This is a genomic window from Psychrosphaera sp. HA2-10, from assembly GCF_055693745.1.
This window is the reverse complement of sequence record NZ_CM146341.1, coordinates 595914-622447: the sequence shown is the minus strand read 5'-3', so window position 1 is coordinate 622447 and position 26534 is coordinate 595914. Positions and strand designations below refer to the sequence as shown.

Below are 26534 nucleotides of genomic sequence, written 5' to 3'. Positions count from 1 at the left end.
AAGGTAATATTGTTTTAATAATTTTGACCATCAGTGCTCAAGAACACTTAAGCGTTGTATGGTTAAGCCTCACGGGCAATTAGTATAAGTTAGCTTAATGCCTCACAGCACTTCCACACCTTACCTATCAACGTTGTAGTCTTCAACGACCCTTTAGGACAGTTAAACTGTCAGGGATGACTCATCTCGAGGCTCGCTTCCCGCTTAGATGCTTTCAGCGGTTATCGATTCCGAACGTAGCTACCGGGCAATGCCATTGGCATGACAACCCGAACACCAGCGGTTCGTCCACTCCGGTCCTCTCGTACTAGGAGCAGCCCCTCTCAATCATCCAACGCCCACGGCAGATAGGGACCGAACTGTCTCACGACGTTCTAAACCCAGCTCGCGTACCACTTTAAATGGCGAACAGCCATACCCTTGGGACCGACTTCAGCCCCAGGATGTGATGAGCCGACATCGAGGTGCCAAACACCGCCGTCGATATGAACTCTTGGGCGGTATCAGCCTGTTATCCCCGGAGTACCTTTTATCCGTTGAGCGATGGCCCTTCCATACAGAGCCACCGGATCACTATGACCTACTTTCGTACCTGCTCGACGTGTCTGTCTCGCAGTTAAGCTTGCTTCTACCATTACACTAACCGTACGATGTCCGACCGTACTTAGCAAACCTTCGTGCTCCTCCGTTACTCTTTGGGAGGAGACCGCCCCAGTCAAACTACCCACCAGACACTGTCCACAACCCCGATAAGGGGCCAATGTTAGAACATCAAACATACAAGGGTGGTATTTCAAGGATGGCTCCACCTGAACTGGCGTCCAAGTTTCATAGCCTCCCACCTATCCTACACATGTAGGCTCAATGTTCAGTGTCAAGCTGTAGTAAAGGTTCACGGGGTCTTTCCGTCTAGCCGCGGGTACACAGCATCTTCACTGCGATTTCAATTTCACTGAGTCTCGGGTGGAGACAGCGTGGCCATCATTACACCATTCGTGCAGGTCGGAACTTACCCGACAAGGAATTTCGCTACCTTAGGACCGTTATAGTTACGGCCGCCGTTTACCGGGGCTTCGATCATGAGCTTCTCTTGCGATAACCCAATCAATTAACCTTCCGGCACCGGGCAGGTGTCACACCCTATACGTCATCTTTCGATTTAGCAGAGTGCTGTGTTTTTAATAAACAGTTGCAGCCACCAGGTCACTGCGACCCACTTCAGCTCCGACAGCAAGTGCCTTCACCTAATGTGGGCGTACCTTCTCCCGAAGTTACGGTACCATTTTGCCTAGTTCCTTCACCCGAGTTCTCTCAAGCGCCTTAGTATTCTCTACCTGACCACCTGTGTCGGTTTGGGGTACGGTTCTTAATCATCTGAAGCTTAGAGGCTTTTCCTGGAAGTATGGCATCAATGACTTCATCACCTTAGTGACTCGTCTCGTATCTCAGTATTAGCCGCCCGGATTTACCTAAGCAGCCTACCTACATACTTTCACACGGACAACCATCGCCGTGCTCACCTAGCCTTCTCCGTCCCCCCATCGCAATGATTAAAAGTACAGAAATATTAATCTGTTTCCCATCGACTACGCATTTCTGCCTCGCCTTAGGGGCCGACTTACCCTACCCTGATTAGCATGGGATAGGAACCCTTGGTCTTTCGGCGTGGGGGTTTTTCACCCCCATTATCGTTACTCATGTCAACATTCGCACTTCTGATATGTCCAGCACACTTCTCAATGCACCTTCAGCCACTTACAGAACGCTCCCCTACCTAGCGAATAAATTCGCTACCGCAGCTTCGGTGTTATGCTTAGCCCCGTTACATCTTCCGCGCAGGCCGACTCGACTAGTGAGCTATTACGCTTTCTTTAAAGGGTGGCTGCTTCTAAGCCAACCTCCTAGCTGTCTAAGCCTTCCCACATCGTTTCCCACTTAGCATAAACTTTGGGACCTTAGCTGGCGGTCTGGGTTGTTTCCCTCTCCACGACGAACGTTAGCACCCGCCGTGTGTCTCCCGGATATTACTTTACGGTATTCGGAGTTTGCATGGGGTTGGTAAGCCGGGATGGCCCCCTAGCCCAAACAGTGCTCTACCCCCGTAAGTATTCGTCCGAGGCTCTACCTAAATAGATTTCGGGGAGAACCAGCTATCTCCCGGTTTGATTAGCCTTTCACTCCTAGCCACAGGTCATCCCCTAACTTTTCAACGTTAGTGGGTTCGGTCCTCCAGTTGATGTTACTCAACCTTCAACCTGCCCATGGCTAGATCACCGGGTTTCGGGTCTATACCTTGCAACTTATTCGCCCAGTTAAGACTCGGTTTCCCTACGGCTCCCCTATTCGGTTAACCTTGCTACAAAATATAAGTCGTTGACCCATTATACAAAAGGTACGCAGTCACAGAACAAGTCTGCTCCTACTGCTTGTACGTATACGGTTTCAGGTTCTATTTCACTCCCCTCACAGGGGTTCTTTTCGCCTTTCCCTCACGGTACTGGTTCACTATCGGTCAATTGGGAGTATTTAGCCTTAGAGGATGGTCCCCCTATCTTCAGTCAAGGTTTCTCGTGCCCCGACCTACTTAATATGTCCAACATGGCTTGTCGTGTACGGGACTATCACCCACTATCGTTGCACTTTCCAGAGCATTCCACTAAACCATGCTGATTCGGCTGTTTCCCGTTCGCTCGCCGCTACTTAGGAAATCTCGGTTGATTTCTTTTCCTCCGGGTACTTAGATGTTTCAGTTCTCCGGGTTCGCTTCGCATAGCTATGTATTCACTATACGATACCCTAAAAAGGGTGGGTTTCCCCATTCGGAAATTCTGGTTTATAACGGTTTTTATCACCTTAACCAGACTTATCGCAGATTAACACGTCCTTCATCGCCTCCAATTGCCAAGGCATCCACCGTATACGCTTATTCACTTAACCATACAACCTTAAATGCTCTCGCAAATTCAGTCGTAGTTTATGTGTCATATTTATTGGTTACTTGACTTGTATAAGGTCAAGAACCTGACATAAATAACGCTTGAGTTTTCTCTTACAGTGATAATCAAAATTATTTTTTAGTTGTTGAATAACAAATAAATAAACAATAATGTTTACCTTATTTTTTTATCAGCTTTCCAAATTGTTAAAGAGCATGAGTTTATAAAAAACTCTAAACGATGCACACTAACTAATGTGTATGGTTTAGGGTTTTGAATCGAGAAACTGAGTGTCAGTATGGTGGAGCTACGCGGGATCGAACCGCGGACCTCTTGAATGCAAATCAAGCGCTCTCCCAGCTGAGCTATAGCCCCATACTGAAGTCACGTCATTAAAACGATTGTTCCAAATCACATTTGACAAGGCATTTTGTTACGCCGTTTAGACTATCTAAACAAGTAACGAAATAACGCAGTCAGGTGAGATTTTGGTAGGCCTGGGCAGACTTGAACTGCCGACCTCACCCTTATCAGGGGTGCGCTCTAACCAGCTGAGCTACAGGCCTATCGTTTATGCTACAAACTCTCGAATGCAGCTAACAGCTTGCAGCTTTCTCGCTCATTATTCGTAATTAATTATTTGTGTGAACACTCTAAAGGTGTAACTTCGTTTATAAGGAGGTGATCCAGCCGCAGGTTCCCCTACGGCTACCTTGTTACGACTTCACCCCAGTCATGAACCACAAAGTGGTAAGCGCCCTCCCGAAGGTTAAGCTACCTACTTCTTTTGCAGCCCACTCCCATGGTGTGACGGGCGGTGTGTACAAGGCCCGGGAACGTATTCACCGTGGCATTCTGATCCACGATTACTAGCGATTCCGACTTCATGGAGTCGAGTTGCAGACTCCAATCCGGACTACGACAAGCTTTATGGGATCCGCTTACTCTCGCGAGTTCGCAACCCTTTGTACTTGCCATTGTAGCACGTGTGTAGCCCATCTCGTAAGGGCCATGATGACTTGACGTCGTCCCCACCTTCCTCCGGTTTGTCACCGGCAGTCTCCTTAGAGTTCCCACCATTACGTGCTGGCAACTAAGGATAAGGGTTGCGCTCGTTGCGGGACTTAACCCAACATTTCACAACACGAGCTGACGACAGCCATGCAGCACCTGTCTCATAGTTCCCGAAGGCACTAAAGCGTCTCTGCTAAATTCTATGGATGTCAAGAGATGGTAAGGTTCTTCGCGTTGCATCGAATTAAACCACATGCTCCACCGCTTGTGCGGGCCCCCGTCAATTCATTTGAGTTTTAACCTTGCGGCCGTACTCCCCAGGCGGTCTACTTAATGCGTTAGCTGCGCAAGACAACTCTTAAGAGTCAAACTGCTAGTAGACATCGTTTACGGCGTGGACTACCAGGGTATCTAATCCTGTTTGCTACCCACGCTTTCGTACATGAGCGTCAGTGTCGACCCAGGTGGCTGCCTTCGCCATTGGTATTCCTTCAGATCTCTACGCATTTCACCGCTACACCTGAAATTCTACCACCCTCTGTCACACTCTAGCCATCCAGTTTCAAATGCAGTTCCCAGGTTGAGCCCGGGGCTTTCACATCTGACTTAAATGGCCGCCTGCGTACGCTTTACGCCCAGTAATTCCGATTAACGCTCGCACCCTCCGTATTACCGCGGCTGCTGGCACGGAGTTAGCCGGTGCTTCTTCTGCGAGTAACGTCACACCTAGCCGGTATTAACGACTAAGCTTTCCTCCTCGCTGAAAGTGCTTTACAACCCGAAGGCCTTCTTCACACACGCGGCATGGCTGCATCAGGCTTTCGCCCATTGTGCAATATTCCCCACTGCTGCCTCCCGTAGGAGTCTGGACCGTGTCTCAGTTCCAGTGTGGCTGATCATCCTCTCAGACCAGCTAGGGATCGTCGGCTTGGTGAGCCTTTACCTCACCAACTACCTAATCCCACTTGGGCTTCTCTAAAGGCGGGAGCCGAAGCCCCCTTTGAGCCGTAGCTATCATGCGGTATTAGCAGTCGTTTCCAACTGTTGTCCCCCACCTAAAGGCAAATTCCCAAGCATTACTCACCCGTCCGCCACTCGTCAGCAACTAGCAAGCTAGTTCTGTTACCGTTCGACTTGCATGTGTTAGGCCTGCCGCCAGCGTTCAATCTGAGCCATGATCAAACTCTTCACTTAAAAGTTTAATCGCTACTCATTGAATTCTGTTCAAATAAATTTTCGTTCAGACACTCAATCAATAGTTTACAAGTGCTAGCCTGTTTCCTAAGAAACTCTAGCGTGTTTGTTACTACTCTTCGGAGTGCCCACACAAATAATTAATTACAAATTGTTAAAGAACGTTCAGAGCCTTTCTGCTCTTGGTCGAGACCTTGTCTCAACCGGGATGCGCATTCTACACTTCCCTAATTCGTTGTCAACGTTTTTATCAAATCTTTTTCAATCTCTTTCGAGGTATTAGCGAAGAAGTTTTCTAAACCGTTTTGAGCCTTATCTCACAACCTTTACTTAACGTTTCGAGCTGTTTGATGTCTCCCTGACAACGAGGCGGCATTCTAGAGATTTTATAAAAGAGCGCAAGCACTTTTTTAATTAAATTTGCTAAAAAAGGTTTAAGTGAACAACAATTGCACAAACAGGGCGAAAGTTCATCAATATCTAGTAAAAAAACGATAATAAACTTGATGAATAGCCTTATTTTTATATTTCTTTTGATCGTTGTTTTTAATTTTTGTTAGTTATTAAAGATGAAAACTTTTTAATAAAGTACAATAACCTTAATTAACATAAACGGATATATAACTAGCCTCCTTATTATTAAGCGGTCTATTTATGTTTGTCTTTATGATGGAGAGATAAGTTGAGCAAGTATTTAGTTAAACAACTAAGCCCCGAAGATTTTAATAACGTTATCGAGCTGGGTAATAAAGTCCATGGTGATGGATACTTGGATGATTCTGCAATAGCAAAGATTTTTGAGCAAAGTCAATCTAACGGTTATAACGCTAGCTATGTAATGTACGATAAAGAGCGTCTTATCGGATTTAGGTTATCTTATGCGCCAGGTAAGTGGCCTCTCGATAAATGGTGCACCCCTGACAAGTGGCCGGTACAAAAAGATTCGGTCGCTTATTTCAAATGCAATACAATACACCCGGATTATCAAGGTCAAGGTTTAGGTGGTCAATTACTAAAAACCTCTATAACGACTTTGAAACAGATGGGTGCAAAAGCTGGATTGAGCCATATCTGGATGCAAAGTCCTGGAAATGCTTCGTTTAAGTACTTTACCAAGGCCGGCGGACAATTAATAAAGACCCATGCACGCAGATGGAATCAAGACCCAACTATTCCAGATTATATTTGTATTCTATGTGGAAAGGATTGTTATTGTGACGCCTCAGAAATGATCTTGGTATTTAACTAATGATGTACGACCCCTTTGTAGACAAGTTAATTCCATCTCATCAGCCGTCGACAGACTCGTACTGGCAAACTACTGCACAAGCAATTAATACAAATGAAGTACATAATGACCTTAACACCGATGTAACGATAATTGGTGCTGGATATACCGGTTTAAGTTGCGCTATAGAACTAGCACAATCAGGTATTTCAAATATAGCAGTAATAGACGCTAATCATATTGGATGGGGTTGCAGTAGCCGAAATGCCGGTTTTGTATTACCAGGGAGTGGAAGATTAAGTTATCAAGAGTTAGTACAGCGCTTCGGTAAAGCGGACACTTCTAATTTGCATGAGCAATATATGTCAGCTATCTCCCTTGTTGAACGAAGGGTAGCTAACTTATCGGGCCAAGCCGATCGAACAGAGACGGGTTATCTAAAACTTGCGCACAGCAAAGCGTGGTTTACTAAACTTATAAATAGTGCTGATTATTTAAAAAATAATTTTGATTACGAAGTAGAAGTTATTGATAGAGAGCATTTTAATAACAACTATGTTAATCACGAGCAAGTATATGGCGCAATTCGCTATAAAAATGGCTTCGGTATAAACCCTCTAAAATTAATAAACCATTATGCTCATTTAGCTTCGGAACTTGGGGTTAAAGTTTATTCAAACTCTCCCGCATTACAGATAACAAAAACAGATAAAGGCTTGCATCAAGTTATCACTCCAAATGGTGTGATTCGTTCACAAAAGCTAGTTATCGCCACAAATGGATATACTCCTAAAGCTTTGAATTCTCCGATAAACGGAAAAATACTACCAGTATTAACTAGTGTTATAGTTACTAGACCGCTTACCCAGTCAGAACTTCAGCAAAGTAATTTTAAAACTCATCAAGTTATGATGGATACACGAGAATTAAAGTATTACTACCGTTTGCTACCTGACAATAGAATTTTATTTGGCGGAAGAAGTGCAATTACAGGTAAAGCTTCATCAAATCCAAAATATAAAATTAGACTTTTAAACGAGTTGAAAGCTAGTTTCCCAGGGCTAAATAGCGTTACTATTGATTATGCGTGGAGCGGTTGGATTTCAGTTGCTTTTGATCAAATGCCACACATATTCAAAACTAATGACAATATATTTTACGCTACTGGCTATTGTGGTTCTGGCGTTTCGTTTAGCGCTTGGGCAGGTAAACAGCTTTCTGATTTAATTTGCGAACACAATGTTAGTTCGCCACTTATAACAGAACTCCCCACATTCCCCTTTGCTCCTTTACGGCGGTTGGGACAACGATTTTACTATCAATATGGTAGGTTTAAAGATTGGGCGCAATAGCTTAGCCTTTAATGCACCCAAACTAATATAGCTAGTATAGTAATGTGTATAGTTGGCGGCGATATTTGGTCGCCAATTCATCTCCCTCAGGCAAGCTAGCAATAATGTCCAGATAGGTTTTTTTTGCGTCAGCAAAACCAAGATCTTTTTTAAGTACCTTCAACAATAACTCTAATGCGTCGTCATGCCTTTTCACACTATGGTAGGCAATGGCTAGTTGACACATAATCGTTAAATCTTCAGGACTTTCTTCTAAACTATTTTGCAGAGCTTGGATCTCTGGAGTGTCGGCTGCTTGTTCAGCCAATTCAAGCTTCGCGACAACATGGTGATATTGCGCATTCTGATCGGCTAATTTAAACAAAGATAATAGCTGTTTCGCTTCTTCCATTTTTCCCAAATCGACACAAATATCTGCTAACAGTATTTTAAAATCTTTATTCTCACTATCAAATTCGATGGCCTGTTTAATTAACGGATAAGCTGCCAACTTGTCACCACTTTGATGCGCCGCAATTGCCTGCTCAAATAACGCATGCTCTGGTTTGGGCAAATGCTTTTCTAATAGGGCTCTTATTTCTGATTCGCTTTGTACTCCAGCAAAACCGTCTATCGGTTGACCATCTTTAAATAGCATAACGGTAGGTAAACTTTTAATACCAAACTGCATAGCTAACTCTTGTTGTTCATCACAATTAACCTTTGCTAGAACTACTTGCCCCACTAATTCACTCGCTATTTTTTCTAATACCGGCATTAACTGTTTGCATGGCTCGCACCAGTCGGCCCAAAAGTCGATTATAAAAAGCGTATTTTTTGATGGCTCCAATAAATCTGTCTGAAGATTATTAGCGGTTAGATTAAATATATTTGAAGACATAAGACATGAAACTCGTTTTATTCGTTTATTAAAATATTGGTCTGAAGATACCAATATCAAGGTGAAAAGTAGTTTTTAGGTAAATTAAACTATAAAAAAGGCCAGTGATAAGCACTGGCCTTATATCTGTCTAAATAATATAAAAAGACATATAAAAAAGTTTAGATATATTGAACTTCAATAATTTCAAACTCAACATTGCCTGCTGGAGTTTTTATTGTGACAACATCATCAAGACATTTTCCAATCAGTCCCCTAGCGATAGGTGAGCCAATTGAAATTTTACCTAACTTTATGTCAGCTTCATCTTCACCAACAATGTGATACGTTGTTTCTGCATCCGTGTCACAATTAACGATAGTAACGGTAGTGCCGAATATTACCTTACCGGTATTAGTCATTTTTGTTACATCGATAATTTGTACATTAGATAGTTTTGCTTCAATTTCTTGAATTCTACCTTCACAAAAACCTTGTTGTTCACGAGCTGCGTGATATTCAGCGTTCTCTTTTAAGTCTCCGTGCTCGCGTGCTGATGCTATATCAGCCACTATTCGAGGACGAACTACTGTCTTAAGTTCATGTAATTCCTCGCGAAGGGCTTCCGCGCCCTTCACTGTCATTGGAACTTGAGTACTCATAATTATTGAATTCTCTTATGTAAGTTTTGTACTGAATCTACTGTACCACGATCATCCGCTGTATTTGCTAAACATGTTGCAAACGCCGCATTTAACGTAGTTGTATAATTCGCCTTATAGCGCAATGCACCACGACGTAACACTTTAGAGTCTTCAATTGCTTGGCGACCTTCAACAGTATTAATGATATAGCTATATTCGCCATTTTTAATACGGTCTAGGATATGAGGTCGGCCTTCGTAAACTTTGTTTACTTTACGACAAGAAATCCCTGCTTCAGTTAGCACTTTATGCGAACCACGTGTTGCGTCTAGCTCAAAGCCAGCTTCAATTAGCTTTCTAGCTAAATCGATTACACGCACTTTATCCGTATCGCGAACTGAAATCAATGCTCTACCGTCACGAGCTAATTCAATACTCGCACCAAGTTGGGCTTTTGCATAGGCTTCTTCGAACGTATTACCTACACCCATTACTTCACCAGTTGACCTCATTTCAGGGCCTCGCATTGGATCTACACCGTGGAATTTGTTAAATGGAATAACAACTTCTTTCACAGAGTAATACGGTGGAATAATTTCTTTGGTCACACCTTGGGACGCTAAACTTTGACCAGCCATTACGCGTGCTGCAATCTTAGCAACTGCCATGCCTGTCGCCTTTGAAACAAATGGAACGGTACGAGCTGCACGAGGGTTAACTTCGATTAAATAAACTTCGCCATCTTTAACAGCAAACTGCGTATTCATCAGACCAATAACGCCTAGCTCCAATGCCATATCACGAACTTGCTTACGCATTACGTCTTGAATTTCGTTAGATAAAGAGTATGCAGGCAATGAACATGCTGAGTCACCTGAGTGAACACCTGCTTGCTCAATGTGTTCCATAATACCCGCTATCACGACATCTTTACCGTCACAAATCGCATCAACGTCTACTTCAATAGCATCATCTAAGAAACGGTCTAATAAAACTGGCGCTTCATTTGAAACAGATACCGCTTCTGTCATATAACGACGCAAATCATTTTCATCATAAACGATTTCCATTGCACGGCCGCCTAATACATAAGATGGACGAACAACGAGTGGGAAACCGATTTCTTTTGATTTGCTGATCGCTTGTTCAACAGAAGTAACTGTAGAGTTTTCAGGTTGTAACAAGTCTAAACGCTCAACCATTTGTTGGAAACGCTCACGGTCTTCAGCGCGGTCAATTGCATCTGGAGAAGTACCAATAATTGGAACGCCATTAGCTTCAAGCTCACGAGCCAGTTTTAGTGGTGTTTGACCACCGTACTGAACAATAACGCCTTTCGGTTTTTCAACTCGAACAATCTCTAGCACATCTTCAAGAGTAATTGGTTCAAAATACAAACGGTCTGACGTATCGTAGTCGGTAGAAACAGTTTCTGGGTTACAGTTCACCATGATTGTTTCGTAACCATCTTCGCGCAGTGCAAGAGAGGCGTGAACACAACAATAGTCAAACTCAATACCTTGACCTATACGGTTAGGACCGCCACCGATTACCATGATCTTGTCTTTATCTGACGGTAAAGACTCACACTCGTCATCATAGCTTGAATACATATATGCCGTATCAGAGCTAAATTCAGCTGCACAAGTATCAACACGTTTGTAAACAGGCAGTATTCCAAACGCTTGACGTTTTTTACGGATTTCTGATTCACTTACCGCTAAAACATCAGCAATACGTTTATCAGCAAAACCCTTGCGTTTTAACGAGCGTAGGAAATGCTCATCTAAGCCTGCAAATCCACGTTCAGCAACTAACTGCTCTTGTTTTATCAAGTCTTCAATTTGAACTAAGAACCATGGGTCAACATTAGTTAGCTTAAATACAGCTTCTAAGTCCATACCATGTCTGAAGGCATCGCCAATGTACCAAATTCGTTCAGCACCTGGCTCTTTCAACTCACGAATTATTTTTTCGTGAGCATCTTCGCTTGATAAATCAATAATTGGATCAAAGCCTGATACGCCAACTTCTAGACCACGTAAGGCTTTTTGAAGTGACTCTTGCTGGTTACGGCCAATTGCCATTACTTCACCAACTGACTTCATTTGAGTTGTTAATCTATCGTCAGCACCAGCAAACTTCTCGAAGTTAAAACGAGGGATTTTTGTAACAACGTAGTCAATGGTCGGTTCAAATGATGCCGGAGTTGCACCGCCGGTAATGTCATTGCTTAATTCATCTAACGTATAACCTACCGCTAACTTAGCGGCAATTTTTGCGATTGGGAAACCAGTAGCTTTAGATGCTAACGCTGATGAACGAGATACTCGTGGGTTCATTTCGATGATAACCATACGGCCATCAACTGGATTAACACCAAACTGTACGTTTGAACCACCCGTTTCAACACCAATTTCACGTAAAACTGCGCAAGACGCATTTCGCATGATTTGGAACTCTTTGTCTGTTAAGGTCTGTGCAGGCGCAACAGTAATTGAGTCTCCAGTGTGAACACCCATGGCATCGAAGTTTTCGATTGAACAAATAATGATACAGTTGTCGTTCTTGTCGCGAACCACTTCCATTTCATATTCTTTCCAACCAATTAAAGACTCATCAATTAATAACTCGCTGGTTGGTGACAAGTCCAAGCCGCGTCGACAGATTTCGTCAAATTCTTCTTTGTTATACGCGATGCCGCCACCGCTTCCACCCATAGTGAACGAAGGACGAATAATACAAGGAAAACCAATTCGACTTAGAACATCGTAAGCACCATCTAGAGTGTTACATGTTTCTGCTCTTGGACATTCCAAGCCAATCTTTTTCATTGCCTTGTCAAAACGACTGCGATCTTCTGCCTTGTCAATTGCGTCGGCAGATGCACCAATCATTTCAACGTTATACTTTTCAAGTACGCCATGCTTTTCCAAATCTAATGCACAGTTCAGCGCTGTTTGGCCACCCATTGTAGGTAGTACTGCATCCGGACGTTCTTTTTCTATAATTTTTTCAACTACTTCCCAATGAATAGGCTCGATATAAGTCGCATCTGCCATCTCTGGGTCGGTCATAATAGTTGCAGGATTCGAGTTTACTAGGATAACTCGGTAACCTTCTTCTTTTAATGCTTTACAGGCTTGCGCACCTGAATAGTCAAATTCACAAGCTTGACCAATAACTATTGGGCCCGCACCCAATAATAAGATACTTTTTAAGTCGGAACGTTTAGGCATAGTGTAAGTCTCTTAAATTCGGTGAAATTAGTTACGTTCGTTCATTAATTCAATGAAATGATCGAATAACGGCGCAGCATCATGTGGACCAGGGCTCGCTTCAGGATGACCTTGGAAACTAAATGCAGGCTTGTCGGTTCGTTTTATGCCTTGTAGCGTTCCATCAAATAATGACTTATGCGTTGCTACTAAATTGTTTGGTAGCGAACTTTCTTTAACTGCAAAACCATGGTTTTGAGCTGTGATCATTACTTTCTTATTCGATAGATCTTGAACCGGATGGTTGCCACCGTGATGACCAAATTTCATTTTTTCTGTTTGAGCGCCGCTTGCTAAAGCTAATAGCTGGTGACCTAAACAAATTCCGAAAATAGGGATGTCGGTTGTTAAAAACTCTTTAATTGCTGTGATTGCGTAATCACATGGCTCTGGATCACCAGGTCCATTAGAGAGGAATATACCGTCTGGTTTTAACGCTAATACTTCTGCAGCAGATGTTTGTGCAGGCACAACCGTTAATTTACAACCACGGTCAGCTAACATACGAAGGATATTTCTTTTAACACCGTAGTCATAAGCAACAACATGGAACTTTGGATTTTCTAATTCAGAAAAGCCTTTACCTAGTTGCCAACTTTGCGATGTCCACAAAAATGATTCTTTACAAGAAACCACTTTCGCCAAATCCATTCCTTTTAAACCAGGGAAAGCTTGTGCTGCTTCTAATGCCTTTTGTTGCTCTTGCTCGTTAAATTCATTAACAGTAACAATACAACCTCTTTGTGCACCTTTATCACGCAAAATTCGTGTTAGCTTTCGCGTATCAATATCCGCTATAGCAACAACATTTTTTGCTTTTAGGTACGAGCTTAAATCCTGTTCACTTCGAAAATTACTTGCCAATAAAGGAAGATCACGAATAACTAGGCCTTTTGCCCAGATAGTGTCATTTTCTTCGTCTTCAGAGTTGGTGCCGTAATTGCCGATATGGGGATAAGTGAGGGTGATGATTTGTTCTGCGTATGAGGGGTCGGTGATGATTTCTTGATATCCTGTCATTGAAGTATTAAAGACTACTTCTCCAACAGAAATACCTTCTGCACCGATGGCGGTTCCTCGGAATATAGTTCCGTCTTCGAGAACTAATAGCGCGGGTTGAGTCAAGATAACCTCCTAGCATTAATGAGCAGAAACGGGGTATTTCTGCTATCGGTTAACCTTAGCCTTAAAAACATTAGGCAAATTCCGGTTATTGTAGCTAAGAGATCGACTTTAGGCTAGAAAAAAAGTTATAAATTGTAAAAATAGCGGTCTTATCTAAAATAAGACCTTTAGATACTATTAACCTAAACTTAATTACTTAAATCCAAGTACATCCTGCATATCAAACAAGCCTTTTTGTTTATCACCCAACCAAGCGGCAGCCCTTACCGCCCCTTTTGCAAACGTAAGTCTGTCCGTTGCTTTATGGGTAATTTCAAGCCTTTCTCCTATATCAGCAAATAAAGCAGTATGTTCACCTACTATATCGCCAGCTCGCAGGCTTGAAAACCCGATGCTACCAGCTTTCCTCTCACCTACAATATGGTTTCTATCATATTCAGCAACATCCGTTAGGTTTACACCTAACCCTTCCGCAATAAATTCACCCATTGTTATCGCTGTGCCAGAAGGTGCATCTTTTTTAAACCTGTGATGAGACTCAGTAATCTCAATGTCTGCATATGTACCCATAGTTTTAGCCGCGGTACGAAGTAAACTATTCATTAAATTTACCCCCGTACTAAAGTTGGTGGCATAAACTATTGCAATATCTTTCGCTGCGTTTTCTAAAAGTTTTTTTTGCTCGTCACTTAAACCTGTGACTCCAATAACCATGTTACTGTTACTGCGCCGACATTTTTCAATATGGGCTTCTAGAGCTTCTGGCAAAGTAAAGTCAATCCATACAAGCCTGCACTTGGATTCGTTTTGATCATTCTCTGCACTATGTTCATTCTCTGTACTAATCGCCACACCATATTTTTCACGGCCAACTAACTCGCCCACGTCAGTGTTAATTAAACTAGAACCATCACGAACCGTCGCTGCTCCAATGGATACACTGTCAAACTCAAACGTTGCTTCAACCAGCTTTCTACCCATACGGCCGTTTACGCCAAAAATACCGACTTTAGTCATTATCTATTCTCTAAAACTGCTTTGTTCCTTCACTAAATAATACAGTAAACCGTTCAAACTTAAATAAAACATATTCAAATAAAAGTAGTTTTTGCCGATACGTTTCTTATACTGAACTTTGTACAAAAAATAATAAGTGAGTTTACTGTGAAATTTATCAAAATATTGGCCCTAGCCTCAGCTATTTTTTCATTAACGGCTTGCCAGTCAGCCTATTACGCAGCGATGGAAAAGGTAGGAGTTCATAAGCGAGAAATTTTAGTCGATCGCGTCGAAGAAGCCAGAGATGCTCAGACCGATACCCAAGAAGAGTTTAAAAGTGCTTACGAGCGTTTGGTTTTATTATCAAATTTTGATGGCGGTGAAATTGAAAAAGTTTACCAGCAACTTAATGACGATTATGAGTCGAGTTTAAGCTCAGCCTCTGTTGTGAGTAAACGCATAGATTCTGTAGAAGATGTTGCAGAAGATCTTTTTGATGAATGGCAACAAGAACTAGCGCAATATAGTAATGCATCTTTACGAAATGCCAGTGAAAAAAAGCTAAAACAAACTGAACGCCAGTTTTCACAGCTACTTAGAAGTATGCGCCGAGCAGAATCAAAAATGGAACCTATCTTAGCAACGTTAAAAGATAACGTTCTTTATTTAAAACATAACTTAAATGCAGCGGCTATTTCAGCTATAAAAGGCGAGTTTGATTCGTTAAAGTCTGAGATATCTTCTTTAATTACCGATATGAGCAAAGCTGTTGACGAATCAAATCAATTTATTGCGGCACTAAAACAGTAGCTACAATCTCACTGGTAATCAAAACAGTTCGATACAAAAAAAGCACCAATAACGGTGCTTTTTATTTAAACGGTTAAAACGTGACTCGCAACTAGTCCGCCGCTTTAGATACCATTACCATTGCAGGGCGTAATAAACGACCATTTAATGTAAAACCTTTTTGCATAACAGCAATAACCGTATTTGGCTCCACATCTGCTGAAGGTTGCATTGCCATAGCTTGATGAAATTCCGCATTAAACTTTTGACCTTGCGGGTCTACAATTTCAACACCAAACTTAGCCACTGCGTCAACAAACGACTTTTGTGTTAACTCAACACCTTCAAGAACCGGCTTAAGTGTCTCGTTTTCCTTATCAGAAAACTCAATGGCACGTTCCATATTGTCAATCACTGGCAATAATTCATTAACAAATTTTTCTAATGCAAACTTATGAGCTTTTTCTACATCTTGAGCGGCACGGCGGCGAATATTTTCAACGTCGGCTGCTGCTCTTACTACTGACTCTTTTTGTGCATCAATTTGTGCATTAGCTGCAGCAAGTTCAGCTTCTAATTTTGCGATTTGATCGTCTGCTGTTTCTACAGCACCATCAGCGCTTTCAGTATTTACTTCTTCAGTAACCACTTCGGCTTCGTTAATTTCTACTTCTTGCGCATTTTCTGCTTGTTTATTAGGCTCTTGTTCAGACATGAGTCTTACTACTCCAAACTGATGTGTTAAATAAAATGTGTATGGTCCGTATTATGGGGATTACTGCTGATGATTCAAGGCTGAAGTTAGAATATTAGTCGACAAATCGACGGAAAGTATCACTGATTGATAATCCATTCGTTTTGGCCCAACAACCGCCATTACACCCGCTACTTTATTATCCTTGTAAAATGACTTGGCGACAATTGAGCAGTTACGCAGTGACTCTATGCCAATTTCATCACCTATAAATACGTGAATATTAGGGCTTGTGCAGCAGGCAGAGAATAATGGCTGCAGTGTATTTATGCTTGAGACACTTTTTAAAACTTTCCGTAAACTCACGGTATCATTGGCTATTTCGTCGTGGATCAATCGAGTTTCCCCGGCCCGAAACAAAACTTGTTCATTTAACTCCACAGAATTACCAAATAAAGCCTCTTTAACCAGCGCTTGAACTTGTTCACTACTTTGTTTCATAAAATATGAAAGCCTTTGTTGACCTTCATCTAATGAAAAACCCGCCAACGCAGAATTTAACATATGTAATGTGGTTTGAAGCAACTCGTCTGTTACGACAAAAGGTAAGTCTACAACTCGGTTTTGAACTTCATCATGTTGATCAATTAGCACACATAATAGGCGCTGATCCGCCAAACGAACTAACTCCAACTGTCGAATAATAATGTTGTTGGTCTTTGGCATTGCAACTAGACCGGTGAGGTTTGTCATATCGGCGATCATTCTAGCGGCTTTATTACACATTTCTGGAGGGGTGCGTGCTTTTTCTAAACTCGCGCTAAGTTGCTGAAGAACGCCATTATCGGCAGATGCGAAACTAAGTAACTGATTAACGTAATATCTTAAACCGGCAGTAGTAGGAATACGCCCTGCGCTAGTGTGGGGCGAAAAAATAAGCCCATCATTTTCAAGTCCCATCATTACGTTACGAATGGTCGCCGGGCTTGCATTTATCTCAGACTCTGCCACGATGAATTTTGACGAAATAGGGATCCCAAGCTTTAGATAACTTTCAATAACAAGCTCTAATACGGCTTCAGTTCTTTGATTTTTATTTATTTTTGTCATCTAAATTAATACTCTGACTTCATTTTCAGGGTGAAACAAGCTATAACGCCTTTATGCTAATATCTGGGCAACTTGGAAATATTCAATGGACAAACACTTTAAAACAATTGGTTTGATAGGCAAAGCAAATCATAACGCTACTATGCAAACCGTTAATGAACTTTATCAATTTTTAATTGATGAATCATTAAACGTGATTGTCGATGAGCAAATTTCCGAATATGTGACGGATAAGAAGATTCAATCTGCAAATTTGGTCGAGCTTGGACAACAATGTGATTTAGCTATTGTTGTCGGAGGTGACGGCAATATGCTCGGTGCAGCCAGAGTGTTAAGTCGTTTTGATGTTGCCGTAATTGGCGTTAACCGAGGTAACCTTGGTTTCCTTACAGACTTAGACCCCGAGAATTTTGAAGACACACTAAAATCTGTTCTAGAAGGTCACTATAAAACAGAGATGCGTTTTCTACTGGATGTCAGTGTTCATCGCCATCAAACAGTAAAAGCAAGTAATTCAGCCATGAATGAAGTGGTGCTGCATGCAGACAAGATCGCGCACATGATCGAATTTGAAGCTTACATTAATAACAGCTTTGTTTTTCATCAACGTTCTGACGGGTTAATCGTGAGCACACCGACTGGGTCTACGGCCTACTCATTGTCTGGTGGCGGTCCAATTGTGCACCCAGACCTTAACGCCATATCACTAATACCTATGTTTCCTCACACATTAAGCAGTCGCCCTTTAGTCATAGATGCTGATAGTGAAGTAAAAATTGTTGTTTCAAACTCTAACGATGCTCAACTTCAAATAAGTTGTGATAGTCATATTATGCTTTCGGTCATGCCTGGTGATGAGGTAATTATTAAGAAACATCCACTTGGTCTAAGATTAATTCACCCTGTTGATCATGATTATTACGACGTACTAAGAAAGAAGTTAAACTGGGGTCGGCAAAACTACTAGAACAAAATATAAAAGTTTGTGAATTAAAATTGGACAGAATAAAAAAACTCAATTACTGTATGTAACAACAGTTGTTTAATTTAATGATTATTCTTTTATGTTAGTTTCTATCGCTATTAAAAATTTCGCTATTGTTCGCCAATTAGAAGTGAATTGGCATAGTGCTATGACAACCATTACGGGTGAAACAGGTGCTGGTAAATCTATTGCTATAGATGCTCTAGCTCAAGCATTGGGTGAGCGCTGCGATGCAGGCATGGTTCGCTCTGGTGCTGATAAAGCTGAAGTTATAGCTAGTTTCGATATTGAAAACCTTCATACTGCAAAAGCTTGGTTAAAAGAAAACGACTTATTAAGTGATAGCGATTGCATATTACGTCGTGTTATATCTAAAGAGGGTCGCTCAAAAGCTTATATAAATGGTACGCCGGTTCCGGCATCACAATTAAAGTCTTTAGGATCTCAACTGGTTAGTATTCACGGCCAGCATGCTCATACATTATTAACCAAAGCCGATTATCAACGTAAGTTACTCGACGAGTATGGTGATTCTGAAATACTTGCTCAACAAGTTAGCGACGCTTATCGTTTATGGCAAAATAAGGGTCAAGAGTTAAAAGAGTTACAACTCCAACAAGAAGAATTTAGTGCACAGAAACAACTCCTCGACTATCAAGTAAATGAATTAATTGAAGCAGAGCTAGTTGCTGATGAGTATATTGAGATTGAGAAAGAACATCAAAGGCTACACCACGGACAATCTTTACTTGCCGACAGCCTAAGCGCATTAGACATTCTATACGAAAGTGAAAACGGTAATGCCTATTCTGCATTGCAAAACGCAATGTCTATTTTAAGTCGTGCAGCCAAAATTGATGAACAACTAACCCCCACAGTGGAGTTAATCAACACGGCAATTATACAGCTTGAAGAAGGTGCAAGTGAACTACGAGGTTATTCAGATAATTTAGATATTAACCCAGAGCGCTTAAATGAAATAGAACAACGCCTTTCAACGTTAGTTGATTTAGCTCGCAAACATCAAGTTGAACCGAACCAACTTCCTGAACATCTAGAGATATTAACCGCAGAGCTTGAAAGTTTGTCATCAACCGATGAAAGACTTGACGCTTTAGTGCTAGAAATTGAACACGCAAAAGCACAATATTATGAATTAGCGACTAAACTCAGTGCTATTAGAGCAAAAAATGCAGCGAAATTAACCACCCAAATAACAAAGAGCATGCAAAGTTTAAACATGTCTGGAGCTAAATTTGAATTGCGAGTTCGCAGCGACCAGCAGGCTATGGCAAAGTTTGGGTTTGATAGTGTTGAGTTTTTGGTTTGCGCAAACCAAGGTCAATCACTACAGCCACTAGCAAAAGTAGCATCAGGTGGTGAACTCAGTCGCATTAGCTTAGCTATACAAGTTATTATCGCTGAAAAGGTAACAACGCCTACATTATTGTTTGATGAAGTTGACGTTGGTGTTTCTGGTCCAACAGCAACTGCAGTAGGAAGATTGATGAAAGCGCTAAGTAAAAATACGCAAGTAATTTGCGTTACTCACTTACCCCAAGTAGCAAGCTTTGGCCAGCAACAGCAGTTTGTAAACAAGTTTAATGTAAAAAACGTGACTGAAACACAAATGTCATTGTTATCTGAAAATGAACGAATTGAAGAGTTAGCTAGGCTGCTTGGTGGCGATATTATATCGGATACCACCCGAGCGAATGCCAAAGAATTATTAGCGGTGGCGCAAGCAGCTTGATGTTATTTGAGTATTTGATCTGTAACTAAGGAAACTATGAACCTGACTTTTGTAAATAGATTCATGCTCTTAATCTCGATTGTTTTGCTGATAATGGTATCACCTGCCATTATGGCAAAACAGCTCAGTTTTAATCAGACAGATTTGGGCGCTAGCATCAACTTTAAGTATCATTGGTTAGATGAGAATAAAAACCAGCAAACGTTTGATTTCAACCTGTCTAAACAAAAACTCAGTAATGAATTTCGGCACTTTAAGGCATTAAGACCTTCTTTGTTAAGGATGTTCTCGCTTAAGCAATTAAAAATAGCGATAAGTGAATTAAATCCTAAGGAAGGCCAAGTAAAAATACTACCTAGCAACAACAACATTGAGTTTAGCTTACGAAGTCGGGACCCGGAATGGAATCGTAAAACTCAGGAGCACTTAAATAAAGTTTATACCGACTCTTTGAAAGCCTATCTCAAAAAAGAATATTATATTGAATTTGACAACATTGTCGGCACTGGGCAATCAAATGACTTGTACTTTAAACCAGATCATCATCGTTTTGTTTTAGAAGGTACCGAAGCTACTCTTCCTATTGTTAATGCACTGAAAGAAAAGCTTCCTGGAGCCTCAGCAAGAAAAATGGCCGAGTTTTTATTAAGTTGGATTCAAACGATTCCATACGATGAGATTGAGGATAGAACAACAAGTAACGGTGCGGGATATTTACCTCCCATTCATGTTATTAGCAATAATAAAGGGGATTGCGATAGCAAAGCCACCTTGTTTGCGCATCTAATGAAACAAATTTACCCGAATCTAAGAATGGTAATGATTTATCTGCCACAACATGCCCTACTAGGGATTAATATGTCAGTGCTATCAGATGATGAAGTTATAGAACTTGATGGTTTAAGTTTTGTGTTGACAGAACCCGTCGGTCCCGCATTAATTCCTATCGCAAAAGCATCTCCAAGCTCATTGCGATATATTGACGCTGGCATTTACCAATTGGAGAAGTTGTACTAAGTCGTATTTAACTTTTGCACTATCATTATTGTATAAAAGTTATTGCGATATTATTGTATTTATTTCCTTAATTAACCGTTGTAAAGAGTCTTCCCAATTTTTAGTAGCAACTGTAATCATGTCAGTATCATCGGCTTTTAAAGCAGTTCTAAGCTGCTGAATGACCAGGACACTCTCGCTGGCTCTAATATTCGCCAACATTCCTTCATAGTTGTGTAGCTTAGAAAATAGCGCCAAAGAGTCTAACTCTAAAACGTTAGATTGAAGCATTTTTAATTCATCTAACTTTGACTCCTTGAAAAGAGTTAATAACTTCAACATTAATCCAAAGTTACCTCCAACCTGTGCCAATAAGTTTTCTTTATCTAACACTTCTGTTGGGTTTGTTTGCTCAACTAGGGCTGGTACAGGAAGCTCTTTAGGATTAACACTTTTGTCAAACTCCAAGAAGGTTTTTAATGCCTCAATTAAACTACTTCGCTCAATGGGCTTATTAATATGTAACGACATTCCAGCTCTCATAGAGCGTTGTTTGTCCTCAGGGTAAGTATGTGCAGTCATAGCGATAAGTGGCAACGACTCAAAGCGACTTTGGGACCTAACTTTTTTTGCAAAAGTTAATCCGTCCATCACTGGCATCTGAATATCAACTAATGCGGCATCATAACGATTACTGTTGACCAGCCTTAGTCCCACTAAGCCGTTTTCTGCAATATCGTAGGTCGCTCCAATTGAGTCCAAAATTAAAGCCGTAACCTGCTGATTAACTATATTATCTTCAACAATGAGTATGTGACTACCTTCGCAAAGCGCTGTCTTCTCATCAAGTTTATTATCAACTTGCTCGTTACTAACTAATAGTTCGGTACTAAAAGGCATAGATAAGATAGGCCTGTACGGTAATGAGCCTAACATCGATTTAGTGAAGTTCGATAAGTTAAATACTATCGGTTGGTATTCCACTTTACCTTCCGTGATTGCTTGACGCCAATCTTCAGGCAGCAACTCTAGCAATGCGGGTTGGCAAATCAACACTGTATTGCCTGCTGCAGCTTCAACACCAGCGTCTGTATCTTGCAACTTAACAACTGTCTGTTGATCGCCGTTTAATTTATCGAGAAGAAAACCTTCCAATTTTTGGTTAGTCGCAAATATAACCCAAGAACGTTTTTTAATTGGTTTATTCTCACTTGCTACCGACAACTCTAGCGGCAATATAACGTGAAAACTTGTACCGACTCCCTCTTCACTTTCTAATCTGATTTCGCCATTCATCAACTCCACCAGCTGAAATACAATCGCCAAGCCTAATCCTGTACCACCATATTGTCGTGTTATTGAGGTATCCGCTTGAGAAAAAGCATCAAATACAATGCGCTGTCTATTGGTAGGGATCCCTATGCCGGTGTCGGAAATACTAAAACATAACATTACCTCGTTATCTTTTTGAGTCATCACGCGACCTTTAAAGGTTACACTCCCCTCGTTTGTAAACTTAACAGCATTGTTAATTAGATTAGTTAATACTTGGCTTAGGCGAATTTTGTCAGCTCGGTAATGCACCGGAAATCCAATTGGCAGGTCGATATCTAAAATTAAACCTTTTTCCATTGCTGCACTTAAGCTATTTGCGAATGAAACATCTAAAACATCGTATAAATTCACGTCATCATAATTTAGCTCTAGCATTCCGGCATTCATTTTAGAAAAATCGAGTATATCGTTTATAACTTGCAATAAGTGCCTTGATGATGACTCTGCAACACCTAAATACGTATGTTGAAGAGGCGTCGGGGCAGTACTCGATAACAATTCAAGCATTCCCATTACAGCGTTCATCGGCGTTCGAATCTCATGACTCATGTTCGCAATGAATTCACTTTTTGCTTGGTTAGCCTGCTCCGCGTCTTGCCTAGCTTTTTCCACTTGCCTAAAGTTTGCTTCTTGTTCAGTTATGTCTCGTCCTAAACCTACCGTACCTAATACTTCACCATCAGCATTTGTGATTGGCGCAACTAACCAGTTTACATAAACGTCGTCGGTATTAATTTTTTGCCATATTTTTGCCGAGAACAACCTTTTCGACTTTAATGCCTGAAAATCAAAATTGGATAACTTTTCTGACGTCTCAGCACTAAAAATATCTTCCACCGTTAACGTCACTAAATCACTCTCTGCGACACCACAAAGCTTTTCAAACGCTTTGTTGCAACCAACAAAACTACCGTCTACATTTTTATAGTAAATCATATCGGGCATAGAGTTGATGATGGCCCGGTTTAGAGCAAGGTTTCGATCTTTTGAGATAGTTTGTAGCTGCAACTCATGTGTACGCTGTAAAATTTTCTCATCAAGCTGTTTGTTTTTTATAACCAACGAATTAAACAGCTTCCTGTTGTCTTGGTACGACAAAGCTATTTTTTCGAACCATGGCTCCCAGCCTTTCGGTTTTTTCACGAACTGATTGTCGTATAAGCTATTTTGTTGTTCAATAAAATTCAAAAAGTTAGATATTGGCTTGGCGAACATATAAAAGATGAGCAAATAGATAATGGTTAGTCCAACACCGCCAAACATCATTAACTTGATGCCTTCGATCATCGATAGTCGCCAAACTTCGTCAATAAACATTTCATTTCTTTTAAAAAAGAATGCGAAATAATTTGAGTGTTCTATATTTTCTATTTTTAAAACATACTCTTGCTCATCGATTGTTGAATAGCGAGCATCACTTTGTTGGCTCAAAAAAATAAGTTCATGCCACGGTTCTGGTACATAACGAGTTAATAAATAGTTTTGTACATTTGAAGAAGATTCAGTATCAATTGCTATATTAGAGCTAACTACCCGACCGTTATTTTTTTGCCACAATACATATTTAGTCTCACTCTCAATATCAAGCATCAGCTCTGACTGATTTAATTCAACCACAAGATAGACTGGCTTTTTGTTGGTAACTGGAATAGCAACTAATAGATAATTTTCCAGCGCATTTCGATTTGCTAATGGCGGAGTAAAAACCACATCACTCAACTTACCTTTTGCACTAATTTTATCGCTATTTATGTTAAGCCACTCCATTAGAGAGACGGATATATCTTCTTTTTTCGAATGAATTGCTTGAAAACCATAATTCCCCATATCCGCAATTACAGATATAGAGTCAACAATTTTACTGCGGGTTAACATCTCAATTGCAGGATAAAACTGGCTAGATTCAGTCAAAACATAATGCGGTGGCAAAGTGGATGTTGGTGATAACGACTTTGTCATATCCGATGACAACAAGGAGTAATGTTTTACCTTTACCGCATTGGGGTTTAGTAATGATGTTTGATTTACAGCGAGGTTGTAGTTGCCAATTCCGTTATCGCTATGACCCATCTCAGATCGTATTTTTAAAGTGTCTACGATAACCGAGCCGGCATTTATAAGCTGCTCTTTGGCGAAGGCTATTTTAAATTCAATCCGTTCAAGACTAATTTCTTCTTCAACAAAGGCTGTTTGCAAATAGTTTTGTTTTTGGCTTTGATAAAAAGGGTACATGACTAAACATACCAAGAAAATAACCAGCAAAATGCTGGTTATTGCAATTTTATCAACTTTACCTTTAATAAAAGGATTCAAATTACTACCTTTTGAGAGTCACCAAAATTTAACTACTTACAAATTCTCCTCAGCAAATTGAGCCAAGCGACTGCGCACAACGCCATTTAGGTTTACCGTTGCACTACCTTCGAAGTCTTTAAATCGTTCAACGATATAGGTTAAACCAGAAGTGACTGCAGTTAAATAGTTACTATCAATTTGTGACAAATTACCAGAGCACACTAGCTTTGTACCCTCTCCACAGCGAGTGATGATTGTTTTTAACTGTGATGCCGTTAGGTTTTGACACTCATCAAGCAAAACAATCGCATTTTGAATACTACGACCCCGCATAAAATTCACCGATTTAAACTGAATGTTTGCCTTTTCCATGATGTAATTAACGCTTGAACTTGGATTCTCATCTTGTTTATGAAGCACTTCAAGTGAGTCAGTAATCGCGGCTAACCAAGGAGCCATTTTCTCCTCTTCCGTTTTCCTAAGATCCACACCTAGGTTGTCAAAAAGTTAGATAAAAAATCATTACTATATTGCAACTTAATCGAAACATAGTTAGTCTCATTCTATTTTAAAACTTAGCCAACCTACCATCAATTTTTTAAAATCCAGCTTATTAATTCAAGTTATGGCATAAAAAACTACTATTGCAACCTTTGGAAGAACGAATCTGTCCTATCACCTAAGGGTCCAATTTCATTTGGCACTGAATTAAAATCAATTAAGTTACTTGCGACAATAACTTTCAAGTCTAAATTAGGTACACTTTCACGTACATTAACGATTACTTCATCTAGCTTACTTTTATATTCATCAATACTTGCTAGTTCCTGACAATATTGCTCGCAGATTAGAAATGCTTTATCAGGAGCTAGCCTTTTCAGTTCATCTATAAATTTAGCTATTTCATCAGAAGAATCAACGAAACTAGCTGCACTTAATTTGACTTCTGCGGCTATGAACTCTCCATCAATAACGGCCAACAAATCGACCTCATTTTTGTCATTGTCATCACGATTTTTATAAAGGTTAACTTCTGGCAAATAAAAAGACTGTGGGCGACGGAATACATCCATTAGATGATCAATAGCCCATAAAACCGTCAACCCATTTTGCTCTATAAGTGCAGAAGTAATGAATGGGGCAATTTTGTATCTCCACTCCATATCTATTGGTGTATTATAATTTCGGTCACAAATGGAGCAATGGTTATTCAATTTAATTGTGTCCAAAGTCAAACCATTTTCATTACCGCAATATGAGCAACGCCATCTATACTCCTGAAGCAAAACGCCTTGATGAACTAAATACTCTATTGTGTCTTTTAGATTACTTCTTAAATAATTTTTCGTCTGACCAACGTTGGTAAATCTCATTTGTTCCGTTATGTGGGCAAGGTTGTCTTGATTATTCTGGTCAATCTTTGATATTAGCTTGTTCAAAGAGAATGAAGCCTTATAATTTTTTATAGATTTACGAACTATTCCACGCCAAAAAGAATTCGTTAAGATCTTGGCTTTAGATAGTTCACCATCAAACAATGAAATAACGCCACGATGTTTCTGACCTTTATCAGATAACTCCAAGTCATAATATTTAGGTTTAACCAAATGAGAACGCATGTCATGTTCAAACCTGAAGCGATGAATATGATCTAACACGAGGCATCGAATTACCTCTTCTTCATCTGGAATTCTTAATGAAACGGATAGGTCATGCTGTGCTAAACCGTTGAAAGGCTGTTGAGGTGCATCAGGAATCAATGAAATAAAACCATGTTTAGTTATCTTAGCAGGATTACTTGTGAATGCTGTCGTAACTTCAAGACGACGAGGTAACTTCCAATCATTGAAACCTCCAGCGACTATATAATTCTCTTTAGGTTTTTCTATATGTACGTCTGCTATGCTTTGCCCTAATTTAAAAATCAATAATCAATATCAGATTCTTT

General features: G+C 40.6%; 15 protein-coding genes, 2 tRNA genes, 2 rRNA genes and 1 pseudogene. 6 read left to right on the top strand and 14 right to left on the bottom strand.

What is annotated here, in order from left to right; genetic code table 11:
- Window positions 1–58: 58 nt before the first annotated feature.
- The 4 genes from ACZ1GV_RS02875 to ACZ1GV_RS02860 all read right to left on the bottom strand — a co-directional run bounded on the left by ACZ1GV_RS02875 (window position 59) and on the right by ACZ1GV_RS02860 (window position 5144).
- A 23S ribosomal RNA gene (locus tag ACZ1GV_RS02875) occupies window positions 59–2937 on the bottom strand.
- A gap of 298 nt (window positions 2938–3235) precedes the next feature.
- Window positions 3236–3311: transfer RNA gene (locus tag ACZ1GV_RS02870), tRNA-Ala, on the bottom strand.
- Window positions 3312–3425: 114 nt separating this feature from the next.
- Window positions 3426–3502 (bottom strand) — tRNA-Ile (locus tag ACZ1GV_RS02865).
- A 108-nt stretch (window positions 3503–3610) separates the two neighbouring features.
- Window positions 3611–5144, bottom strand: a 16S ribosomal RNA gene (locus ACZ1GV_RS02860).
- Together the 16S and 23S rRNA genes with 2 tRNA genes alongside form the textbook arrangement of a ribosomal RNA operon.
- 682 nt (window positions 5145–5826) lie before the next feature.
- On the opposite strand from ACZ1GV_RS02860, the gene ACZ1GV_RS02855 reads away from it, so the two are divergent.
- Together ACZ1GV_RS02855 and ACZ1GV_RS02850 are read left to right on the top strand one after the other, a co-directional pair.
- Window positions 5827–6393: a GNAT family N-acetyltransferase gene (locus ACZ1GV_RS02855; protein ID WP_472675145.1), complete on the top strand. Its 567-nt coding sequence runs from the start codon at window positions 5827–5829 to the stop codon at window positions 6391–6393.
- Window positions 6393–7724, top strand: a complete 1332-nt coding sequence (locus tag ACZ1GV_RS02850) for an NAD(P)/FAD-dependent oxidoreductase (protein ID WP_472675144.1) — start codon at window positions 6393–6395, stop codon at window positions 7722–7724. The genes ACZ1GV_RS02855 and ACZ1GV_RS02850 overlap by 1 nt, the downstream gene beginning before the upstream one ends.
- A gap of 31 nt (window positions 7725–7755) precedes the next feature.
- Here the strand turns inward: ACZ1GV_RS02850 and trxA are convergent, their stop codons facing one another.
- The 5 genes from trxA to dapB form a co-directional block, all read right to left on the bottom strand.
- Window positions 7756–8604 (bottom strand): thioredoxin, encoded by an 849-nt coding sequence (trxA, locus tag ACZ1GV_RS02845; protein WP_472675143.1) that lies wholly within the window; start codon window positions 8602–8604, stop codon window positions 7756–7758.
- A gap of 161 nt (window positions 8605–8765) precedes the next feature.
- Window positions 8766–9245, bottom strand: coding sequence for a transcription elongation factor GreA (gene greA, locus ACZ1GV_RS02840; protein WP_472675142.1), 480 nt, complete (start codon window positions 9243–9245; stop codon window positions 8766–8768).
- Between the two features lie 2 nt (window positions 9246–9247).
- Window positions 9248–12466, bottom strand: coding sequence for a carbamoyl-phosphate synthase large subunit (gene carB, locus ACZ1GV_RS02835; RefSeq protein WP_472675141.1), 3219 nt, complete (start codon window positions 12464–12466; stop codon window positions 9248–9250).
- A 27-nt stretch (window positions 12467–12493) separates the two neighbouring features.
- On the bottom strand, window positions 12494–13630 hold the full coding sequence (gene carA / locus ACZ1GV_RS02830; protein ID WP_472675140.1) for a glutamine-hydrolyzing carbamoyl-phosphate synthase small subunit: 1137 nt from the start codon (window positions 13628–13630) through the stop codon (window positions 12494–12496).
- A 192-nt stretch (window positions 13631–13822) separates the two neighbouring features.
- Window positions 13823–14647, bottom strand: a complete 825-nt coding sequence (gene dapB, locus ACZ1GV_RS02825) for a 4-hydroxy-tetrahydrodipicolinate reductase (RefSeq protein ID WP_472675139.1) — start codon at window positions 14645–14647, stop codon at window positions 13823–13825.
- A 132-nt stretch (window positions 14648–14779) separates the two neighbouring features.
- Here dapB and ACZ1GV_RS02820 point away from each other — a divergent pair, with 132 nt between their 5' ends.
- Window positions 14780–15439 carry a DUF2959 domain-containing protein gene (locus tag ACZ1GV_RS02820; protein WP_472675857.1) on the top strand — a complete coding sequence of 220 codons (660 nt, stop codon included), beginning with the start codon at window positions 14780–14782 and terminating at the stop codon, window positions 15437–15439.
- 91 nt (window positions 15440–15530) lie between these two features.
- On the opposite strand, the gene grpE is transcribed toward ACZ1GV_RS02820, so the two are convergent.
- Together grpE and hrcA are read right to left on the bottom strand one after the other, a co-directional pair.
- Window positions 15531–16133, bottom strand: a complete 603-nt coding sequence (grpE, locus tag ACZ1GV_RS02815) for a nucleotide exchange factor GrpE (protein ID WP_472675138.1) — start codon at window positions 16131–16133, stop codon at window positions 15531–15533.
- A gap of 60 nt (window positions 16134–16193) precedes the next feature.
- Window positions 16194–17222, bottom strand: a complete 1029-nt coding sequence (gene hrcA, locus ACZ1GV_RS02810; protein WP_472675137.1) for a heat-inducible transcriptional repressor HrcA — start codon at window positions 17220–17222, stop codon at window positions 16194–16196.
- Between the two features lie 85 nt (window positions 17223–17307).
- On the opposite strand from hrcA, the gene nadK reads away from it, so the two are divergent.
- The 3 genes from nadK to ACZ1GV_RS02795 all read left to right on the top strand — a co-directional run bounded on the left by nadK (window position 17308) and on the right by ACZ1GV_RS02795 (window position 20977).
- The gene (gene nadK / locus ACZ1GV_RS02805) at window positions 17308–18189 is read left to right on the top strand and encodes an NAD(+) kinase (protein ID WP_472675136.1); all 882 of its coding nucleotides are present in this window, start codon (window positions 17308–17310) and stop codon (window positions 18187–18189) included.
- A 97-nt stretch (window positions 18190–18286) separates the two neighbouring features.
- Entirely contained in the window at window positions 18287–19960 is a 1674-nt protein-coding gene (gene recN, locus ACZ1GV_RS02800; RefSeq protein ID WP_472675135.1) for a DNA repair protein RecN, read from the top strand.
- A 111-nt stretch (window positions 19961–20071) separates the two neighbouring features.
- Complete coding sequence (locus tag ACZ1GV_RS02795; protein ID WP_472675134.1) at window positions 20072–20977, top strand: hypothetical protein; 906 nt, start codon at window positions 20072–20074, stop codon at window positions 20975–20977.
- A gap of 39 nt (window positions 20978–21016) precedes the next feature.
- Here the strand turns inward: ACZ1GV_RS02795 and ACZ1GV_RS02790 are convergent, their stop codons facing one another.
- The 3 genes and pseudogenes from ACZ1GV_RS02790 to ACZ1GV_RS02780 form a co-directional block, all read right to left on the bottom strand.
- Window positions 21017–24604 (bottom strand): ATP-binding protein, encoded by a 3588-nt coding sequence (locus ACZ1GV_RS02790; protein WP_472675133.1) that lies wholly within the window; start codon window positions 24602–24604, stop codon window positions 21017–21019.
- Between the two features lie 36 nt (window positions 24605–24640).
- Window positions 24641–25060, bottom strand: a pseudogene (locus ACZ1GV_RS02785) (PhoH family protein); the annotation flags it as partial.
- Window positions 25061–25227: 167 nt separating this feature from the next.
- A complete protein-coding gene (locus ACZ1GV_RS02780) occupies window positions 25228–26514 on the bottom strand; it encodes a hypothetical protein (protein ID WP_210560098.1) in 1287 nt (428 codons plus the stop codon).
- Window positions 26515–26534 lie beyond the last annotated feature (20 nt).

Excerpts from the sequence above, each read along its gene's own strand:
- grpE (WP_472675138.1), bottom strand. The coding sequence starts at position 16,133 with ATGTCTGAACAAGAGCCTAATAAACAAGCAGAAAATGCGCAAGAAGTA.
- trxA (WP_472675143.1), bottom strand. The coding sequence starts at position 8,604 with ATGTCTTCAAATATATTTAATCTAACCGCTAATAATCTTCAGACAGAT.
- greA (WP_472675142.1), bottom strand. The coding sequence starts at position 9,245 with ATGAGTACTCAAGTTCCAATGACAGTGAAGGGCGCGGAAGCCCTTCGC.
- hrcA (WP_472675137.1), bottom strand. The coding sequence starts at position 17,222 with ATGACAAAAATAAATAAAAATCAAAGAACTGAAGCCGTATTAGAGCTT.
- recN (WP_472675135.1), top strand. The coding sequence starts at position 18,287 with ATGTTAGTTTCTATCGCTATTAAAAATTTCGCTATTGTTCGCCAATTA.
- ACZ1GV_RS02795 (WP_472675134.1), top strand. The coding sequence starts at position 20,072 with ATGGCAAAACAGCTCAGTTTTAATCAGACAGATTTGGGCGCTAGCATC.
- ACZ1GV_RS02850 (WP_472675144.1), top strand. The coding sequence starts at position 6,393 with ATGATGTACGACCCCTTTGTAGACAAGTTAATTCCATCTCATCAGCCG.
- nadK (WP_472675136.1), top strand. The coding sequence starts at position 17,308 with ATGGACAAACACTTTAAAACAATTGGTTTGATAGGCAAAGCAAATCAT.
- dapB (WP_472675139.1), bottom strand. The coding sequence starts at position 14,647 with ATGACTAAAGTCGGTATTTTTGGCGTAAACGGCCGTATGGGTAGAAAG.
- carB (WP_472675141.1), bottom strand. The coding sequence starts at position 12,466 with ATGCCTAAACGTTCCGACTTAAAAAGTATCTTATTATTGGGTGCGGGC.